The organism is Streptomyces sp. SID5643, from assembly GCF_009872555.1.
Taxonomy (GTDB): domain Bacteria; phylum Actinomycetota; class Actinomycetes; order Streptomycetales; family Streptomycetaceae; genus Streptomyces; species Streptomyces iakyrus.
Window position 1 is genome coordinate 1 of the sequence record NZ_WWIC01000275.1, and the last position, 17,001, is coordinate 17,001.

Annotated in this window: 14 protein-coding genes; 6 read left to right on the forward strand and 8 right to left on the reverse strand. The window is 71.1% G+C overall.

What is annotated here, in order from left to right; translation table 11 throughout:
* Positions 1-871, forward strand: an 871-nt coding sequence (locus tag GTY56_RS30610; RefSeq protein ID WP_524540159.1) for a phosphoglucose isomerase-related protein, incomplete at its 5' end; no start/stop codon positions are given.
* A 310-nt stretch (positions 872-1,181) separates the two neighbouring features.
* Here the strand turns inward: GTY56_RS30610 and GTY56_RS30615 are convergent.
* The 3 genes from GTY56_RS30615 to GTY56_RS30625 all read right to left on the reverse strand — a co-directional run bounded on the left by GTY56_RS30615 (position 1,182) and on the right by GTY56_RS30625 (position 4,816).
* Positions 1,182-3,467, reverse strand: a complete 2,286-nt coding sequence (locus GTY56_RS30615; protein WP_161368542.1) for an FtsX-like permease family protein — start codon at positions 3,465-3,467, stop codon at positions 1,182-1,184.
* Between the two features lie 78 nt (positions 3,468-3,545).
* A complete protein-coding gene (locus tag GTY56_RS30620; RefSeq protein WP_346345620.1) occupies positions 3,546-4,304 on the reverse strand; it encodes an ABC transporter ATP-binding protein in 759 nt (252 codons plus the stop codon).
* Entirely contained in the window at positions 4,301-4,816 is a 516-nt protein-coding gene (locus GTY56_RS30625) for a PadR family transcriptional regulator (protein ID WP_033310756.1), read from the reverse strand. The genes GTY56_RS30620 and GTY56_RS30625 overlap by 4 nt, the downstream gene beginning before the upstream one ends.
* Positions 4,817-4,937: 121 nt before the next feature.
* Here GTY56_RS30625 and GTY56_RS30630 point away from each other — a divergent pair, with 121 nt between their 5' ends.
* The 5 genes from GTY56_RS30630 (at position 4,938) to GTY56_RS30650 (ending at position 11,615) form a co-directional block, all read left to right on the forward strand.
* Entirely contained in the window at positions 4,938-6,209 is a 1,272-nt protein-coding gene (locus tag GTY56_RS30630; protein WP_161368543.1) for an ABC transporter substrate-binding protein, read from the forward strand.
* A 153-nt stretch (positions 6,210-6,362) separates the two neighbouring features.
* Positions 6,363-8,018 carry a glycoside hydrolase family 13 protein gene (locus GTY56_RS30635; RefSeq protein WP_202510959.1) on the forward strand — a complete coding sequence of 552 codons (1,656 nt, stop codon included), beginning with the start codon at positions 6,363-6,365 and terminating at the stop codon, positions 8,016-8,018.
* Between the two features lie 67 nt (positions 8,019-8,085).
* A complete protein-coding gene (locus tag GTY56_RS30640) occupies positions 8,086-9,411 on the forward strand; it encodes an ABC transporter substrate-binding protein (RefSeq protein WP_161368545.1) in 1,326 nt (441 codons plus the stop codon).
* Between the two features lie 6 nt (positions 9,412-9,417).
* Positions 9,418-10,779, forward strand: coding sequence for an ABC transporter permease subunit (locus GTY56_RS30645; protein WP_161368546.1), 1,362 nt, complete (start codon positions 9,418-9,420; stop codon positions 10,777-10,779).
* Entirely contained in the window at positions 10,776-11,615 is an 840-nt protein-coding gene (locus GTY56_RS30650) for a carbohydrate ABC transporter permease (protein ID WP_161368547.1), read from the forward strand. Before GTY56_RS30645 ends, GTY56_RS30650 begins: the two co-directional genes overlap by 4 nt.
* Before the next feature lie 166 nt (positions 11,616-11,781).
* Here GTY56_RS30650 and pgl read toward each other — a convergent pair whose 3' ends face one another.
* The 5 genes from pgl to GTY56_RS30675 all read right to left on the reverse strand — a co-directional run.
* Complete coding sequence (pgl, locus tag GTY56_RS30655; protein WP_161368548.1) at positions 11,782-12,567, reverse strand: 6-phosphogluconolactonase; 786 nt, start codon at positions 12,565-12,567, stop codon at positions 11,782-11,784.
* Entirely contained in the window at positions 12,564-13,664 is a 1,101-nt protein-coding gene (opcA, locus tag GTY56_RS30660) for a glucose-6-phosphate dehydrogenase assembly protein OpcA (protein WP_161368549.1), read from the reverse strand. Before opcA ends, pgl begins: the two co-directional genes overlap by 4 nt.
* Positions 13,661-15,184, reverse strand: a complete 1,524-nt coding sequence (gene zwf / locus GTY56_RS30665; RefSeq protein ID WP_161368550.1) for a glucose-6-phosphate dehydrogenase — start codon at positions 15,182-15,184, stop codon at positions 13,661-13,663. The genes opcA and zwf overlap by 4 nt, the downstream gene beginning before the upstream one ends.
* Positions 15,185-15,188: 4 nt before the next feature.
* On the reverse strand, positions 15,189-16,307 hold the full coding sequence (tal, locus tag GTY56_RS30670; protein ID WP_161368551.1) for a transaldolase: 1,119 nt from the start codon (positions 16,305-16,307) through the stop codon (positions 15,189-15,191).
* Between the two features lie 34 nt (positions 16,308-16,341).
* Positions 16,342-17,001: transketolase-like TK C-terminal-containing protein (locus tag GTY56_RS30675; protein WP_272923409.1), on the reverse strand; the 660-nt coding region annotated here is incomplete at its 5' end.

Genomic DNA, 17,001 nt, shown 5'->3' on the forward strand with positions numbered 1-17,001 from the left:
CAACATGTTCGAGTTCTGGGACTGGGTCGGCGGCCGCTACTCCTACGACTCCGCGATCGGTCTGGCCTTGATGATCGCGATCGGCCCGGACCGCTTCCGGGAGATGCTCGACGGTTTCCGCATCGTCGACGAGCACTTCCGGACCGCGCCCGCCGAGTCCAACGTGCCGCTGCTGCTGGGCCTGCTGGGCATCTGGTACGGCAACTTCCACGACGCCCAGTCACACGCGGTGCTGCCCTACAGCCACTACCTGTCCAAGTTCACCGCCTACCTCCAGCAGCTCGACATGGAGTCCAACGGCAAGTACGTCGGTCGGGACGGGCGCGAAGTGGAGTGGCAGACCGGGCCGGTGGTGTGGGGCACGCCGGGCACCAACGGGCAGCACGCCTACTACCAGTTGATCCACCAGGGCACGAAGCTCATCCCGGCGGACTTCATCGGCTTCGCCCGGCCGGTCGCCGAGCTGAGCGAGCGGCTGAAGGCGCAGCACGACCTGCTGATGGCCAACTTCTTCGCCCAGACGCAGGCGCTGGCCTTCGGCAAGACGCCGGAGGAGGTGCGGGCCGAGGGGGTGCCGCAGGAGCTGGTGCCGCACAAGACGTTCCGGGGCAACCACCCGACGACCACGATCCTGGCGCCCGAGCTGACCCCGTCGGTCCTCGGCCAGCTGGTCGCCCTCTACGAGCACAAGGTGTTCGTGCAGGGCGCTGTGTGGAACATCGACTCCTTCGACCAGTGGGGCGTCGAGCTCGGCAAGGTCCTCGCCAAGCGCGTCGAGCCCGCCCTGACCGAGGGCGCCGACGTCGAGGGCCTGGACGCCTCCACACGGGCGCTGGTCGCCACCTACCGGGAGCTGCGCGGCCGGCAGTGACGGAGCCGGGCGGGGAGGCGGGCGGCAGCGCGCCGTCCGCTTCCCGTAGACTCCCGGCGATCATCACGGCGAGTGCACGGGGGAGCGCGAAGTGGCACGCACACGCGGACGTTGGACCGGTGGCGCCTTGACGGCCCCGTCCCTGCTCAAGCCTCAGCACGTGGCGCGGGCGGTGTTCCACCCCGCGGCCTGACGATGATGTGGATGCTCGTCTTCACGGCCTACGGAGCGGTGCGGGTCTCCGGCCACTTCTCCGGCACGGCCGCCTGCACCGCAGCACCCCTACGGCGGCTGACGACCGGCGGCCAGGTCAGGCCACCACCGCGCTCAGCGTGTCCGCGAGGCGTCGCCGTGCCGCCCGGGCCGCGGGGACGGCTGCCAGCGCGGCGGCGCACAGGACCGCTGCCGCCCCGAGCGGCACCACGAGGACGGCGGAGGGGTTCTGGGCGATGCCCGCGCCGATGCCGCTTGAGCGGCCCTGGGCATCGATCAGCCAGCGGGCCAGGGGCAGGCCCAGGGCGGTGGCGGCGAGGACGGCCGCCAGGGCCGTGAGGCCGGTGGCCGTGACGGTGATCGCCGTGATCTGCCGGGGGGACAGGCCGATGGCCTTCAGGGCCAGTAGGTCCTGTTCGCTCTCGCGGACGGTGCCGCCGATCGCGGTCAGCAGCTCGATGAGCCCGATGAGGGCGAGCACGGCGATCAGTCCGGCCACGACCGCACGCAGCGGGGACAGCCCGTCCGCCGGGTTGGCCACCGCGTGCACGTCCAGGTGGCCGTCCCCGGCAGCGGTGAGCCGGTCGGCGACCTCCCGCGGGTCGGCGCCGGCGGCAAGACGGAGTTCGTAGAGGGTCGGGCGGAGGCCCGGGTCGTTCTCGCGGAGGGTGTCGAGGGACGTGGAGATGACACGGCCGGCGTTCTCCGGCTCGATGCTGCGGCCGACGATGTGCAGGATCAGCGGCTGGTCGCCGACGGTCATCCGGACCCAGTCGCCGACCCGCGCGTCCAGCAGATCGAGCAGCCCCTGACCTGCCACGGCCTCGTCGGAGCCGCGGGCGGGGCGGCCCTCGGCGAGGGTGTGCGGGTAGGGGTCCCGGTGGGTGCCGAGACCGCGCAGCGCGATGGTCGCCGTCTGGCTCGGACCCAGGGCGGCCGTCTCGACGCCCGGGTAGGCGGCGGCCACCCCCGGGTCTCGCTCCAGCAGCGAACGGATCTGCTGCTCGCTGCGCCCGGCGTCGGCGCGGACGCTGAGCGCGGTGGGCAGGCCGACCCGCTCGGGCTCGCCGTGGAAGCGGTCGATGGTGGTCCAGGCGCTCATCGCGACGACGATCAGCAGCAGCGGCAGGGTGAGACGGGCCACGGTGGCCAGGGAGCGGGGGCGGCGGGTGAACGCCGTGTGCCAGCCCAGCACCAGCGCCGGCGGAATCCGCATGCCCAGGGCTCGGCGCGCCACGCCGGACAGCCGTCCGCCCGAGGTCGCGGCCGGGCGCGGCAGCGGTACCGGCGGCACCCGTCCGGCCCGCCATGCGGCGAGGCCGGTGGTCGCGCCGATGAACAGCACCGCGCCGACCGGCACCACGATCAGCGCCACGGTGTGCCCGGGCAGCCCCTGCCACACCCCCACCGCGTACCCGAGCCGCCCGGGGATCCGGCTGCCCAGGGCCTCGGCGAGCCCTGCGGCGGCCAGGGCGCCCAGCAGGGCGTAGGCGAGGTGCTGGAGCAGGAAGATCCGGACGACCTGGCCCGGGGTGAAGCCGATGGCCTTCAGGACGGAGAGGTCGCGCAGGTGTCCGCGGATACGGGTGCCGATCGCCCCGTGCACGGCGAGACCGGCCGCGACCAGCGCGCCCAGACCGAACAGCCCCAGCACCTGGCCGAGCAGCCGGTTGTCGCCCTGCGCCTCGGCCCTGGCCTGCTGCCAGGTGGACACCTCGCCGATCGCCCCGGAGCCCAGCACCGTCACGGCGCGCTGGACGATGTAGGACGTGTCGCCCGGGTCCGTCAGCCGCAGCCCGATCACCTGGCCGCCGGCGTCCGGTACGGCCGACGGCAGTGCCCACACCAGACCGGGCTGCTCACCGGGCCGGTAGCGCGGCTCGGCGCTGTCGGCGAGGCCCACGACGGTCAGCTCGCGGGCGGTGCCCGGCAGGGAGAGGGTGTCGCCGGGCTCGGCCAGGAGGGCCCGCGCGAGACGGCTCTCCAGGACCACGCCGTTCGGCGCCGCGGGGTCGAGCCAGTGTCCGGAGACGACCGGCGGGCGGCCGACCGAGGGCCGCTCCGGGGTGCCGCGCAGTTCGACGGAGGCGCGGCTGCCGCGCGAGGAGACGGTGACGGCGGCGGTCGGGTAGGGGCCGGCGACGGTGTCCACGCCGTCCAGACCGGCGAGCTTCCCGGTGTCGGCCGCCTTGTCGGTGTGCAGCCACACATGGGCGCCGTGCGACTGGGTGAAGACCCGCTGCCAGGGGTTGGTCGCGTAGCCGAACAGGGCCGTGGCCAGCAGCAGGGAGGCGACGATGCCCGCCGTGGCGAGGACGAGGAACAGCGCCTCGCCGCGGTGCGTGCGCAGATCGGAGTGGGCCCAGCGCAGGGTGGCTCGCACGGGCCTCAGTCCCTCGGCTCGCGGGCCGCACGGGCGTCATGGCCGCGTGTGACCGCACCGTCGTCGTGGACGCGCATGTCAGTCCTTGAGCTCCAGCACACCGGATATCCCCGAGCGGCGCGGCGGTGTGGAGCCGCCATCGAGCTCCGCGTCGTCGGCGATCCGGCCGTCGAAGAAGCTGATCACCCGGTCCGCGGCGCTGGCCAGCCGGGCGTCATGGGTGACCAGCACGATCGTCTGGCCGCGCTGGTGGAAGCGGGACAGCAGCCGCATCACCTCGCGGGTGCCCTTGCTGTCGAGGCTGCCCGCCGGCTCGTCGGCCAGCAGCAGCGGCGGATGGTTGACCAGGGCCCGGGCCAGGGCGACGCGCTGCTGCTCACCGCCGGACAGCTCGCCCGGCATGCTGCGCTCCTTGCCCGTCAGGCCCAGCTCGGCCAGCAGCGCCTCCCGCTCGGCGCGCGCCTGCTTGGGCGAGGTGCCCGCGAGCAGGGCGGGCAGTTCCACGTTGTCGGCGACGGACAGGTTCGAGACGAGGTTGAAGAACTGGAAGACGATGCCGATCCGCTTGCGGCGCTCCACCGCCCAGCGGGCCTCGCCGTAGGTGTCGGTGCACTCGCCGTCGAGCCAGATGCTGCCCGCGTCCGGCCGCTGGAGGCCGCCGAGCAGGTGCAGCAGCGTCGACTTGCCGGCGCCGGACGGGCCGGTGATCGCCACGAACTCGCCGGGGCGAACGCACAGGTCGACCCCGCGCACGGCACGGGCGGGTGCGCCCTCGCCGTGGTGGGTCTTCACCAGCCCCTCGGCGCGCAGCACAGGAGCGGGACGGTCGTCGCTCACTCCAGCTCCTCCAGCTCTTCCTGGCACCGTTCCAGCCAGTCGAGGTCGGCCTGCAGGTGCAGCATCGCGCCCTCGATCAGCAGATGGGCGATGCGGTTGTCGCGGTCTTCTGCGGCGGCCAGCTTCGACAGCTGCCGCATGGTGTTCAGGTACTGGCGGCGCTGCTGGTTGATCAGGCTGATCTGCTCGGCGAGGCCGGTCTGCGGAGCGAGCGCCAGTTTCATGAAGAACTCGTCCCGTACCCGCGGCTCGTCCTCGGGCTCCTCGAACCAGGCGCGCAGCGCCTCCCGCCCGGCGTCGGTGAGGTGGTAGACCTTTTTGTTGGGCCGGCTGGACTGCGCCACGTCCTCGCCCTCGATCAGTCCCGACTTCTCGAGGCGGCCGAGGGTCACATAGATCTGGCCGACGTTCGGCTGAGGGTACGCGGAGCCCAGCAGTTGCTCAAGGTCCTGCTTGAGCTCGTAGCCGTGGGCGGGTCCGCGGGCGAGGAGGGCCAGGAGGGGCAGGCGCACGCGTGCAGTCCTCCTGTCCGGTCCAATGTGCTCCAGGCCCTAGTATCGCCCATACCTAACAGGTATACATGGCCTCTGTTCCGGGCAAGGGTGCCCAGCGCCGGTGTACAGGGAGGAACCTATGCGGTGGATCCATGCCGCGGGTAGGGGCCTTCTCGTTCTCGTCGTGGTCCTGACAGGCTACGTCGCCGCCGGAGCGCAGGCGGGAGAGCCCCCCGAGAGCGGTCGCGGCCCCCTCACCCTGGCCACCGCCGGAGACCTCACCGGCTACCTCGGCCCCCTGCTGGAGGGCTGGAATCGCACCCACCCGGGCGAGAAGGTCACCCTCGTCGAGCTGCCGGACTCGGCCGACGAGACCCAGGCCCAGATGGTCACCGACCTGCGCGACGGCGACCGCAGCCGGTTCGACGTGCTCAACATCGACGTCAACTGGACCCCGGAGTTCGCCGCGGCGGGCTGGATCAGACCCCTGCCCAGGGACCGCTTTCCGCTGAAGACCTTCCTCCAGCCGGTCGTGGACACGGCGACCTACGACGGACAGCTCTACGCCGTTCCGTACGTCACCAACGCCGGCCTGCTCCTGTACCGCAAGGACGTCCTCGCGAAGGAGGGCGTCGCGCCACCGCGCACCTGGGCGGAGCTGGAGCGGTACGCCAAGACCATCGCCCCGAAGCACGGCCTCGACGGCTACGCGGGACAGTTCCTGCCGTACGAGGGCCTCACCGTCAACGCGGCCGAGGCCGTCTACTCGGCGGGCGGGTCGATCCTCGGCGACGAGGGCGAGCGCGTCACCGTCGACTCGGCGGCCGCCCGTGAGGGCATCGGGTTCCTGGCACGGGGAGTGCGCGAGGGCTGGATCCCCGGGAAAGCGCTGACCTACAAGGAAGAAGAGTCCAAACAGGCCTTCCAGGACGGCCGGCTGCTCTTCCTGCGGAACTGGCCCTACGCCTACGTCGGGGCCTCCGCCCCCTCTTCGAAGGTCGCCGGGAAGATCGGCGCCGTCCCCCTGCCCGGACCCGACGGGCCGGGAACCAGCGTCCTGGGCGGCTCCAACCTGGCCGTCAGCGCCCACGCGCGGCACCCCGACTCGGCGGCCCGCCTGATCGCGTACCTCACCAGTGAGCGCGTCCAGCGTCAGGTCCTCACCCGTGGCGCACTGCCGCCCGTACGGGCCGACCTCTACCAGGACCCGGCTCTCATCCGCAGGTTCCCCTACCTGCCGACCCTGCGGACGAGTGTGCTCGCGGCCGAGCCGCGCCCCAAGAGCCCGCGCTACGACCAGGTCAGCCTCGTCGTGCAGGCGGTCGTGCACGACGCGATGGCCGGGCACCAGGAGCCCGCTGCGGCGGTCCGGCGGCTGGCGCGAGAGCTCGCCGCCGTCTCGCACCGCTGACTCCGCTCGACCGACCGTCCTACTTACTTGTTAGGTAACGCGGGGGTCTCATCTTGCTTCAAGGTGCCCGATAAGTCCTGGTTAGGTCACCTCAAGCCGCCAGTTCCTTCTGTCTTTTCATTGACACCCTCTCGACACGCCTACTTAACATGCATGCATAACCGCTGCCCTTCTCAGAGACAGGTCGATGGGTTGAACAGGCACCACTGGTGGCGTGACGCAGTGATCTACCAGGTCTACGTCCGCAGCTTCCTCGACAGCACCGGCGACGGCATCGGCGACCTCGCCGGCGTCCGGGCCGGACTGCCGTACCTCAAGAAGCTCGGCGTCGACGGGATCTGGCTGAGCCCCTTCTATCCCTCGCCGCAGCACGACCACGGCTACGACGTGGCCGACTACTGCGACGTCGACCCGCTCTTCGGGGACCTCGGCGAGTTCGACCAGCTGGTGGGGGCCGCACGGCGGCTCGGCGTCAAGGTGCTGCTCGACATCGTCCCGAACCACTGCTCCAGCGAGCACCCCTGGTTCCGCGAGGCGCTCGCAGCGGCTCCCGGCAGCGAGGCCCGGGCCCGCTTCCACTTCGCCGACGGCCGCGGCCCCGGCGGGTCCGAGCCGCCCAACAACTGGCACTCCATGTTCGGCGGCCCCGCCTGGAGCCGGGTGACCGAGCCGGACGGGACGCCCGGCCAGTGGTACCTGCACATGTTCGCGCCCGAGCAGCCCGACTGGAACTGGCGCAACCCCGAGATCGGCGCCGAGTTCGACCGGGTCCTGCGGTTCTGGCTGGACCGGGGCATCGACGGCTTCCGCATCGACGTCGCCGCCGGCCTCTACAAGCACCCGGAGCTGCCCGACTCGGACGACCCCGAGGCCGACGCCCGCACCCGCGACTCGGTCAACCCGCTCGCCTGGAACCAGCCCGAGGTGCACGACATGTGGCGCCGCTGGCGCTCCATATGCGAGGAGTACACCGAGCGCGACGGCTGCGAACGCCTCCTCGTAGGCGAGGTCTCCGTGCCGACCGCCCGCGAGCACGCGCAGTACGTCCGCCCCGACGAACTGCACCAGGCCTTCTTCTTCGACCTGCTCAGCGCGTCCTGGGACGCCGACGCGTTCCGGAAGGTCATCTCCGAGGCCATGGACGACATCGCCGGCACCGGCTCGACGGTCACCTGGGTCCTCAACAACCACGACCAGGTCCGTACCGTCACCCGCTACGGCGAACCCGCCACCGAGGGCAGCGGCCTCGGCGCCGCCCGTGCCCGCGCCGCCGCACTGCTCATGCTGGCCCTGCCCGGCGCCGCGTACATCTACCAGGGCGAGGAGCTCGGCCTGCCCGAGGTCGTGGACCTGCCCGACGACGTGCTCACCGACCCGATCTTCCGCCGCACCGGCAGCCGGGCCCGCATCCGCGACGGCTGCCGGGTCCCGCTGCCCTGGTCGGGCCAGGCCTCGCCGTTCGGCTTCACCCCGGGCGTCGAGAGCGCCAAGCCGTGGCTGCCGCAGCCGGAGTACTTCGCCGAGTACGCCACCGACCGCGCCCTCGCCGACACCCGCTCCTTCTGGCACCTGTACCGCGACGGCCTGCAACTGCGCGCCGCCCTGCCCCAGTTGGGCGAGGGCACGCTGCGCTGGCTGGACGCCCCGCCCGGCGTCCTGGCCTTCGAACGCGGCGACCTGGTGTGCGCCGTCAACTTCGGTACGGCCCCCACCCCCGCGCCGGTCCCCGGCACCCCCCTGCTCGCCAGCGGCCCCTGCCCGTCCGGAGTGCTCTCCGGCTCGACGGCCGCCTGGTGGATCCGTTCCTGAACGACCCACGAGAGCACGTCCCGCAAGCGAACGCTTCGCAAGTCAACTCCCCGAAGGGACATCAACGATGATGCGACGACGTACCACCCTGCTCACCGGCTGCACCGCCCTCGTCCTGGCGCTCGGCGCGACCGCCTGCGGCGGCGGCCCCGTCTCGGCCGGCGGCGGCGACAAGGCGCTCGGTGGCCAGACGGTCACCGTGGCCGGTGTCTGGTCCGGCACCGAGCAGAAGAACTTCCAGAAGGTGCTGGACGCCTTCACCGAGAAGACCGGCGCCAAGACGCAGTTCACGTCCACCGGCGACAACGTCTCCACCGTCGTCGGCAGCAAAATCGAGGGCGGCAACGCCCCCGACGTCGTGATGGTCCCGCAGGTCGGCGTGCTCAAGCAGTTCGCACAGAAGGGCTGGCTCAAGCCGCTCTCCAAGAAGACCGAGCAGGCCGTCGACGCGGGCTACGCCCCCGTCTGGAAGGACTACGGCAGCGTCGACGGCACCCTCTACGGCCTCTACTTCAAGGCCGCGCACAAGTCGACCGTCTGGTACAGCCCCGACGCGCTGGAGCAGGCCGGCGTCAAGCCCCCGAAGAGCTACGACGAGATGCTCAAGGCCGGGCAGACCGTGTCCGACTCCGGCCTCGCCGCGTTCTCCGTCGCCGGACAGGACGGCTGGACCCTCACCGACTGGTTCGAGAACGTCTACCTCTCCCAGGCCGGGCCCGAGAAGTACGACGCCCTCGCCGCCCACGAGCTGAAGTGGACCGACGCGTCCGTCGTCGACGCCCTCACCACCCTCGGCAAGCTCTTCAAGGACAAGCAGCTCATCGCCGGCGGCCAGAAGGGCGCCCTGAACACCGACTTCCCCGGCTCGGTCGAGAAGGTCTTCGGGCCGGAGCCCGAGGCCGGCATGGTCTACGAGGGCGACTTCGTCGCCGGTGTCGCCAAGGACCAGTTCGGCAAGAAGGTCGGCCAGGACGCGAACTTCTTCCCCTTCCCGGCGGTGGGTGGCGGCGAGGCGCCGGTGGTCAGCGGCGGAGACGCCGCCGTCGTCCTCAAGGACGGCAAGAACCAGAAGGCCGCCCAGGCCCTCCTGGAGTACCTCGCGACCCCCGAGGCCTCCGCCGTCTGGGCCGAGGCGGGCGGATTCCTCTCCCCGAACAAGAAGCTCGACCTCGCCTCCTACGGCGACGATGTCACCCGCGCCACCGCCAAGTCCCTCGTCCAGGCCGGGGATTCGGTCCGCTTCGACATGTCCGACCAGGCCCCGGCCGCCTTCGGCGGCACGAAGGGCGCCGGTGAGTGGAAGCTCCTCCAGGACTTCCTGCGCGACCCGTCGGACCCCAAGGCCACCGCGGCGAAGCTGGAGGCCGCGGCGGCCAAGGCGTACCAGGACTGATCCGCCATGACAGCGACCATCGTCCAAGAGACGAGCTCCTCACCACCCGGCCCGGTCGCCGACCGCACCCGGCGGCTGCGCCGGCGCGGGAAGATCATCGCCCTGCTGTTCGTGCTGCCCGCGCTGCTGCTGCTCGGCGCGCTGGTCGTCTACCCCGTGCTGTTCAGCATCGGCCGCAGCTTCTTCGACGCCTCCGGGACGAGCTTCGTCGGCGGCGACAACTACGCCGAGATGTTCCGCGACCCGGCGACCCTCAAGGCCGTCCGCAACACGGCCATCTGGGTCGTCATCGCCCCGGCCCTGCTCACCGGCCTGGGCCTGATCCTCGCCGTGCTGGTGGAGAAGGTCCGCTGGGCGACGGCCTTCAAGCTGCTGCTCTTCATGCCGATGGCGGTGTCCTTCCTCGCCGCCGGCATCATCTTCCGCCTCGCCTACGACGAGGACCCCGACAAGGGCGTGCTCAACGCGGCGGTGGTCTCCGTCCACGACGCCTTCAAGGGGGAGTCCTCCTACCCGACGGCCCGGGCGCGGGACGGGCAGGGCCTGACGAAGGACAAGGACGGCTCCTACCGCACGAGCGCGAGCGTGTCGCCCGGGGACGCGGTGGCGCTGGGCCTGGTCGGCGTGCAGCCCGGCGACCTGCCGGGCGGGGCCGAGCCGGCGTACACGGCCGCGGGACGCGAGGCCGCCGCCGACGAACTGCGCGGTGTCGTCTACCTCGACTTCACCCCCGGTGGGGGCGGGGAGCAGGGCAAGGTCGACCGCCGGGAGAGCGGACTGCCCCAGATGAAGGTCGAGGCGGTCCGCGACGGCAAGCAGGTCGCGTCGGCGACCACCGCCGCCGACGGCTCCTTCCGCTTCGAGGGGCTCCAAGCGGGCTCCTACGAGGTGAGACTGCCGTCGTCGAACTTCGCCCCGCCCTACGAGGGTGTCTCCTGGCTCGGTCCGGCGCTGGTCACCCCGGCGATCATCGGCGCGTACCTGTGGATCTGGACCGGCTTCGCCATGGTGCTGATCGGGGCGGGTCTGTCGACGCTGCCACGGGACGCCCTGGAGGCGGCACGGATGGACGGCGCGAACGAGTGGCAGATCTTCCGCCGGATCACGGTGCCCCTGCTGGCACCCGTGTTGTCGGTCGTCTTCATCACCCTCGTCATCAACGTGATGAAGGTCTTCGACCTCGTCTACATCATCGCGCCCGGGCCCGTGCAGGAGGACGCGACCGTGCTCGCGACGCAGATGTGGCTGGTGTCGTTCGGCGGCGGCAACAACCAGGGACTCGGCAGTGCGCTGGGCGTGCTGCTCCTGCTGCTGGTCGTCCCGGCCATGGTGTTCAACGTCCGCCGCTTCCGAAGGAGTCAGCGATGAACGCGGTTCGGCGCGGGCTGGGCAACGGAGTCGTCCAGGCCTTCCTCGTCCTGGTGGGCCTGGTGTGGATGACGCCCCTGGCCGGGCTGTTCCTGTCCTCGCTGCGGTCCGCCGAGGACACGGCGAAGGGCGGCTGGTGGACGGTGTTCACCAGCCCCGGGCAGTTGTCCTTCGACAACTACTCCTCGCTGCTGGGGAACGCCGGCATCACGCAGGCGTTCTGGAACACGGTGCTCATCTCGGTGCCGACGACGGTGCTGGTCGTGGTCGTCGCGGCACTCGCGGGGTACGCCTTCGCGTGGCTGGACTTCCCCGGGCGTGAAGCGATCTTCCTGGTGGTGGTCGCGCTGCTGGTGGTGCCGGTGCAGATCGGTCTGCTGCCGGTCGCCAAACTCTTCGGGCAGCTGGGCCTGTTCGGCACGATTCCCGGTGTCGTGCTCTTCCACGTGGCCTACGGTCTGCCCTTCGCGGTGTTCCTGCTGCGGAACTACTTCGCCGAGATGCCGAAGGAGATGCTGGAGGCGGCCCGCATGGACGGGGGCAGCGAGTGGCGCATCTTCACGCGGCTCGTCCTGCCCGTGGGGCGGCCCGCGATCGCCTCGCTCGCCATCTTCCAGTTCCTGTGGGTGTGGAACGACATGCTGGTGGCGCTGCTGTTCGCGGACAGCGCTTCGCAGCCGCTGACCGTGGAACTCCAGTCCCAGATACGCCAGTTCGGCAGCAACATCGATGTCCTGGCACCTGGGGCGTTCGTGTCGCTGGTCGTCCCTGTCGTCGTGTTCTTCGCGTTCCAGCGGCACTTCGTGCAGGGCGTGATGGCCGGTTCGGTGAAGTGACCGCTGCACCAGGGGGCTCCGCCCCCTGGACCCCCGACCTATGCCCACCTACCACCCGAAACTGCCCTCGATGGGGGCAACTCGCGAGTCCAGCCTCTTGGCTGGCTGCTTCGGGTGGCGGGTGGGCGAAGGCACGGGGTCCAGGGGGCGGAGCCCCCTGGCATGCCTAGGCCGAAGCCGGCGGGTACAGGGAACGCGGCAGTTGGGAAGCCGCCGCCCCGTCCAGGAGCCACAACGTCCGGCTCCTGCCGTACGCCCCCGCCGCCGGGGCCTGGATCTCGCCCGCGCCCGACAACGCGATCGCCGCCGCCTGGGCCTTGTCCTCCCCGGCCGCGAGAAGCCACACCTCACGGGCGGCGCGGATCGCCGGCAACGTCAGCGTCACCCGGGTCGGCGGCGGCTTGGGCGCGCCGTGGACGCCGACCACCGTGCGGTCGGTCTCCCTGACCGCAGGCAACTCGGGGAACAGCGAAGCGACATGCGTGTCCGGCCCGACGCCTAGCATCAGCACGTCGAACGTGGGCACGGGCCCGTGGTTCTCCGGGCCCGCCGCCGCTGCCAGCTCCTCCGCGTACGCGGCGGCCGCCGCGTCCACGTCGGTGCCGTGCGGCCCGTCCGACGCGGGCATCGCGTGCACCCGCTTCGGATCCACCGGCACCGAGTCGAGGAGAGCCTCCCGCGCCTGGGTGACGTTGCGCTCCGGGTCGCCCTCGGGCAGGAACCGCTCGTCGCCCCACCAGAGGTCGAGCCGGCTCCAGTCGATCGCGTCCCGGGCGGGCGCCGCGGCCAGGGCGGCCAGCAGGCCGTTGCCGTTGCGGCCGCCCGTCAGGACCACGGACGCCGAGCCCCGCGAGGCCTGCGCGTCCACGATCTTGGTGATCAGCCGGGCCGCCGCGGCCTGCGCCATCAGCTCCTTGTCGCGGTGCACGACCAGCTGCGGTGCCGTACTCACTTCGTCGTCGCCTTCCGTACCGGCTCCAGCTCGGGCGGTTCCCGCCTCACCGGTGCCTGCGCCGTCGCTTCCGCAGCGGGTGCTTTCGCAGCCCTTTCAACGGGAGCGGGGAGGGCGAGTCCTGCTCGCCCTTCACTTTTGGGCACCGACTGCACCGCCGGTGCCGACGACGCGGACTTCAGCCGGTCCACCCCGTACCGCAGCGCCGACGCGTACGTGTCGTCCGGGTCAAGACGCCGCAGCTCCTCCGCCATCAGCTCGGCGGTCTCCCGGCGCTTGAGCGCCACCGCCCGGTCCGGCTGGCCCTCGATGGAGAGCGTCGCCAGGGAACCGTCGGCGCGGTCCAGCTTGATCGGGCCGCAGTTGGTGTCCATCCGGACCGCCGTCAGACCGGGACCGCCGGACAGCGAACGCTTCACGGGCACGTCCAGCCGGTCCGCGAGCCACATCGCCAGCAGCTCGCAGCTCGGGTTGAACTCCTCGCCCTCCACCTCGACCGCCCGGACCTCGCAGGCGACCTGGTCGAGGGCTGCCGCCAGCATGGAACGCCAGGGCGTGATGCGTGTCCAGGACAGGTCCGTGTCGCCAGGTGTGTAGGTCCCGGACCGGGTGGCCAGGTCCCGTACCGGCTGCTCGGAGGCGTACGTGTCGGTGACGCGGCGCTGCGCGAGGGCACCCAGGGGGTCCTTCGCCGGGTCGAGCGGCGCGTTCACCGGCCACCACACCACCACCGGGGCGTCCGGCAGCAGCAGCGGCAGCACCACCGACTGGGCGTGGTCCGCGACCTCGCCGTACAGCCGGAGCACCACCGTCTCACCGGAGCCGGCGTCGGCGCCGACCCGCACCTCCGCGTCCAGGCGGGACTGCGTACGGTCGCGGGGCGAGCGGGAGACGCGCCGGATGACCACGAGCGTGCGCGAGGGATGCTCGTGCGCGGCGTCGCTCGCGGCCTTCAGCGCGTCGTAGGCGTTCTCCTCGTCCGTCACGATGACCAGCGTGAGCACCATGCCGACGGCCGGGGTGCCGATCGCCCTGCGCCCCTGCACCAACGCCTTGTTGACCTTGCTGGCGGTGGTGTCCGTGAGGTCTATCTTCATGGCCGGCGCCAGCTCCGTCCGTGTCGTTCGAGCATTTCGTCCGCCTCGACGGGCCCCCAGGTACCGGCCTGGTACTGGGCGGGCTTGCCGTTCTTGTCCCAGTACTCCTCGATCGGGTCGAGGATCTTCCAGGACAGCTCGACCTCCTCGGTACGCGGGAAGAGGTTGGAGTCCCCGAGCAGAACGTCCAGGATCAGACGCTCGTACGCCTCCGGGCTCGACTCCGTGAAGGACTCGCCGTACGCGAAGTCCATCGACACGTCCCGGATCTCCATCGACGTGCCCGGCACCTTCGAGCCGAAGCGGACCGTGACGCCCTCGTCCGGCTGGACGCGGATGACGATCGCGTTGGAGCCGAGCTCCTCGGTGGCCGTCGAGTCGAAGGGGGAGTGCGGGGCCCGCTGGAAGACGACGGCGATCTCCGTCACCCGGCGGCCCAGCCGCTTGCCGGTGCGCAGGTAGAAGGGGACGCCCGCCCAGCGGCGGTTGTCGATCTCCAGCTTGATCGCGGCGTAGGTGTCGGTCTTCGACGAGGCGTCGATGCCGTCCTCGTCGAGATAGCCGATCACCTTCGCGCCGCCCTGCCAGCCCGCGGAGTACTGCCCGCGGACGGTGTCCCGGCCCATGTCCTTGGGCAGCTTCACGGCGCCGAGGACCTTGGTCTTCTCGGCGGCCAGCGCGTCCGCGTCGAAGGAGGCCGGCTCCTCCATGGCCGTCAGGGCCATGAGCTGGAGCAGGTGGTTCTGGATGACGTCACGGGCGGCGCCGATGCCGTCGTAGTACCCGGCCCGGCCGCCGATGCCGATGTCCTCGGCCATGGTGATCTGCACATGGTCCACGAAGGACCGGTTCCAGATCGGCTCGAACATCGTGTTGGCGAAGCGCAGCGCCAGGATGTTCTGGACGGTCTCCTTGCCCAGGTAGTGGTCGATACGGAAGACCTGGTCCGGGGCGAAGACCTCGTGGACGACCTTGTTGAGCTCTTCGGCGGAGGCGAGGTTGTGTCCGAACGGCTTCTCGATGACCGCGCGCCGCCAGGAGCCGCCCGTCTGGTCGGCCAGCTGATGCTTCCTCAGCTGCTGGATGACCACCGGGAAGGCCGACGGCGGCACCGACAGGTAGAAGGCGAAGTTGCCGCCCGTGCCCTGGGCCTTGTCCAGCTCCTCGATCGTGGAGCGCAGCCGCTCGAACGCGTCGTCGTCGTCGAACGTGCCCTGCACGAAGCGCATGCCCTGGATGAGCTGCTGCCAGACCTCCTCGCGGAAGGGCGTGCGGGCATGCTCCTTGACCGCGTCGTGCACTTCCTGCGCGAAGTCCTCGTGCGCCCACTCGCGGCGGGCGAAGCCCACCAGCGAGAAGCCCGGCGGCAGCAGACCCCGGTTGGCGAGGTCGTACACGGCGGGCATGAGCTTCTTGCGGGACAGGTCGCCCGTGACGCCGAAGATGACCAGGCCCGACGGCCCCGCGATACGCGGGAGCCGCCGGTCCGCGGGGTCACGCAGCGGGTTGCTGCTCGACACCTGTTCAGCCCTCCGAGGGGGCGAGGCGCTTGAGCTCGGCCTCGGTCGACTTCAGCAGGTCGGTCCAGGACGCCTCGAACTTCTCGACGCCCTCCTCCTCCAGCAGCCGGACCACGTCGTCGTACTTGATCCCGAGCTTCTCGACCGCGTCGAGGTCGGCGCGGGCCTGCTCGTACGTGCCGGCGACGGCGTTGCCGCGGATCTCGCCCTGCTCCTCGGTGGCGAACAGGGTCGCCTCCGGCATGGTGTTCACCGTGTTGGGCGCGACCAGCTCGTCGACGTAGAGGGTGGGCTTGTAGGCCTTGTCCTTCACGCCGGTGGACGCCCACAGCGGACGCTGCTTGTTGGCGCCCGCCTTCTCCAGGGCGCTCCAGCGGTCCGAGGAGAAGACCTCCTCGTACGCCTGGTAGGCCAGACGGGCGTTGGCGACGCCGGCCTTGCCGCGCGCGGCCTTGGCCTCGTCGGTGCCCAGCGCGTCGATCCGCTTGTCGATCTCGGTGTCCACGCGGGACACGAAGAACGAGGCCACGGAGTGGATCTGCGACAGGTCCAGGCCGCGCTCCTTGGCCTTCTCCAGGCCCTCCAGGAACGCGTCCATGACCAGGCGGTAGCGCTCCAGGGAGAAGATCAGCGTGACGTTGACGCTGATGCCCAGGCCGATGGTCTCGGCGATGGCCGGGATGCCCGCCTCGGTCGCCGGGATCTTGATGAGCGTGTTGGGCCGGTCCACCAGCCAGGCGAGCTGCTTGGCCTCGGCGACCGTGGCCCGCGTGTTGTGCGCCAGGCGCGGGTCGACCTCGATCGAGACCCGGCCGTCCTGGCCGCCGGTGGCGTCGAAGACCGGGCGCAGGATGTCGGCGGCGTCACGGACGTCCGCCGTCGTGATCATGCGGATGGCCTCTTCGACGGTGACCTCGCGGGCGGCGAGGTCGGTCAGCTGCGTGTCGTAGCCGTCGCCCTGCGAGATCGCCTTCTGGAAGATCGACGGGTTGGTGGTGACGCCCACGACGTGCTGCTGGTCGATCAGCTCGGCGAGGTTGCCGGACGTGATCCGCTTGCGCGACAGGTCGTCCAGCCAGATCGCCACGCCTTCCTCGGAGAGGCGCTTCAGTGCGTCTGTCATGGAAATTCCATCTCCTACGTGTCGTATATGAGCGTCAGCGCTGAGCTGCGGCGATCGATTCCCGCGCGGCGGCGGCCACGTTCTCGGGAGTGAAGCCGAACTCGCGGAAGAGGACCTTGCCGTCGGCCGAAGCACCGAAGTGCTCCAGGGAAACGATGCGGCCGGCGTCCCCCACGTACTTGTGCCACGTGAGACCGATACCGGCCTCCACCGCGACACGGGCCCGGACGGACGGCGGCAGGACGCTGTCCCGGTACCCCTGGTCCTGCTGCTCGAACCACTCCACCGACGGCATGGACACCACACGCGTGGGCACGCCGGCGCCCTGGAGCTGCTCGCGCGCCTCGACGGCGACGTGCACCTCCGAGCCGGTGGCGATCAGGATCACCTCGGCGTCGCCGCCCTCGGCCTCGAACAGGACGTAACCGCCCCTGGCGGCATCCTCGTTGGGCTCGTAGGTCGGCACACCCTGACGGGTGAGCGCCAGGCCGTGCGGCTGGCCCTTGCCGAACTCCTTCGTCCAGCGCTTGAGGATCTCGCGCCAGGCGATGGCGGTCTCGTTGGCGTCGGCCGGGCGCACCACGTTCAGACCCGGGATCGCGCGCAGCGACGCCAGGTGCTCGACGGGCTGGTGGGTCGGGCCGTCCTCACCCAGGCCGATGGAGTCGTGCGTCCACACGTACGTCACCGGCAG

What these genes read in the sequence shown, in the direction of transcription:
- GTY56_RS30650 (WP_161368547.1), top strand. Translation starts at nt 10,776, where the DNA reads ATGAACGCGGTTCGGCGCGGGCTGGGCAACGGAGTCGTCCAGGCCTTC.
- GTY56_RS30640 (WP_161368545.1), top strand. Translation starts at nt 8,086, where the DNA reads ATGATGCGACGACGTACCACCCTGCTCACCGGCTGCACCGCCCTCGTC.
- GTY56_RS30645 (WP_161368546.1), top strand. Translation starts at nt 9,418, where the DNA reads ATGACAGCGACCATCGTCCAAGAGACGAGCTCCTCACCACCCGGCCCG.
- GTY56_RS30630 (WP_161368543.1), top strand. Translation starts at nt 4,938, where the DNA reads ATGCGGTGGATCCATGCCGCGGGTAGGGGCCTTCTCGTTCTCGTCGTG.
- GTY56_RS30635 (WP_202510959.1), top strand. Translation starts at nt 6,363, where the DNA reads ATGCATAACCGCTGCCCTTCTCAGAGACAGGTCGATGGGTTGAACAGG.
- tal (WP_161368551.1), bottom strand. Translation starts at nt 16,307, where the DNA reads ATGACAGACGCACTGAAGCGCCTCTCCGAGGAAGGCGTGGCGATCTGG.
- opcA (WP_161368549.1), bottom strand. Translation starts at nt 13,664, where the DNA reads ATGAAGATAGACCTCACGGACACCACCGCCAGCAAGGTCAACAAGGCG.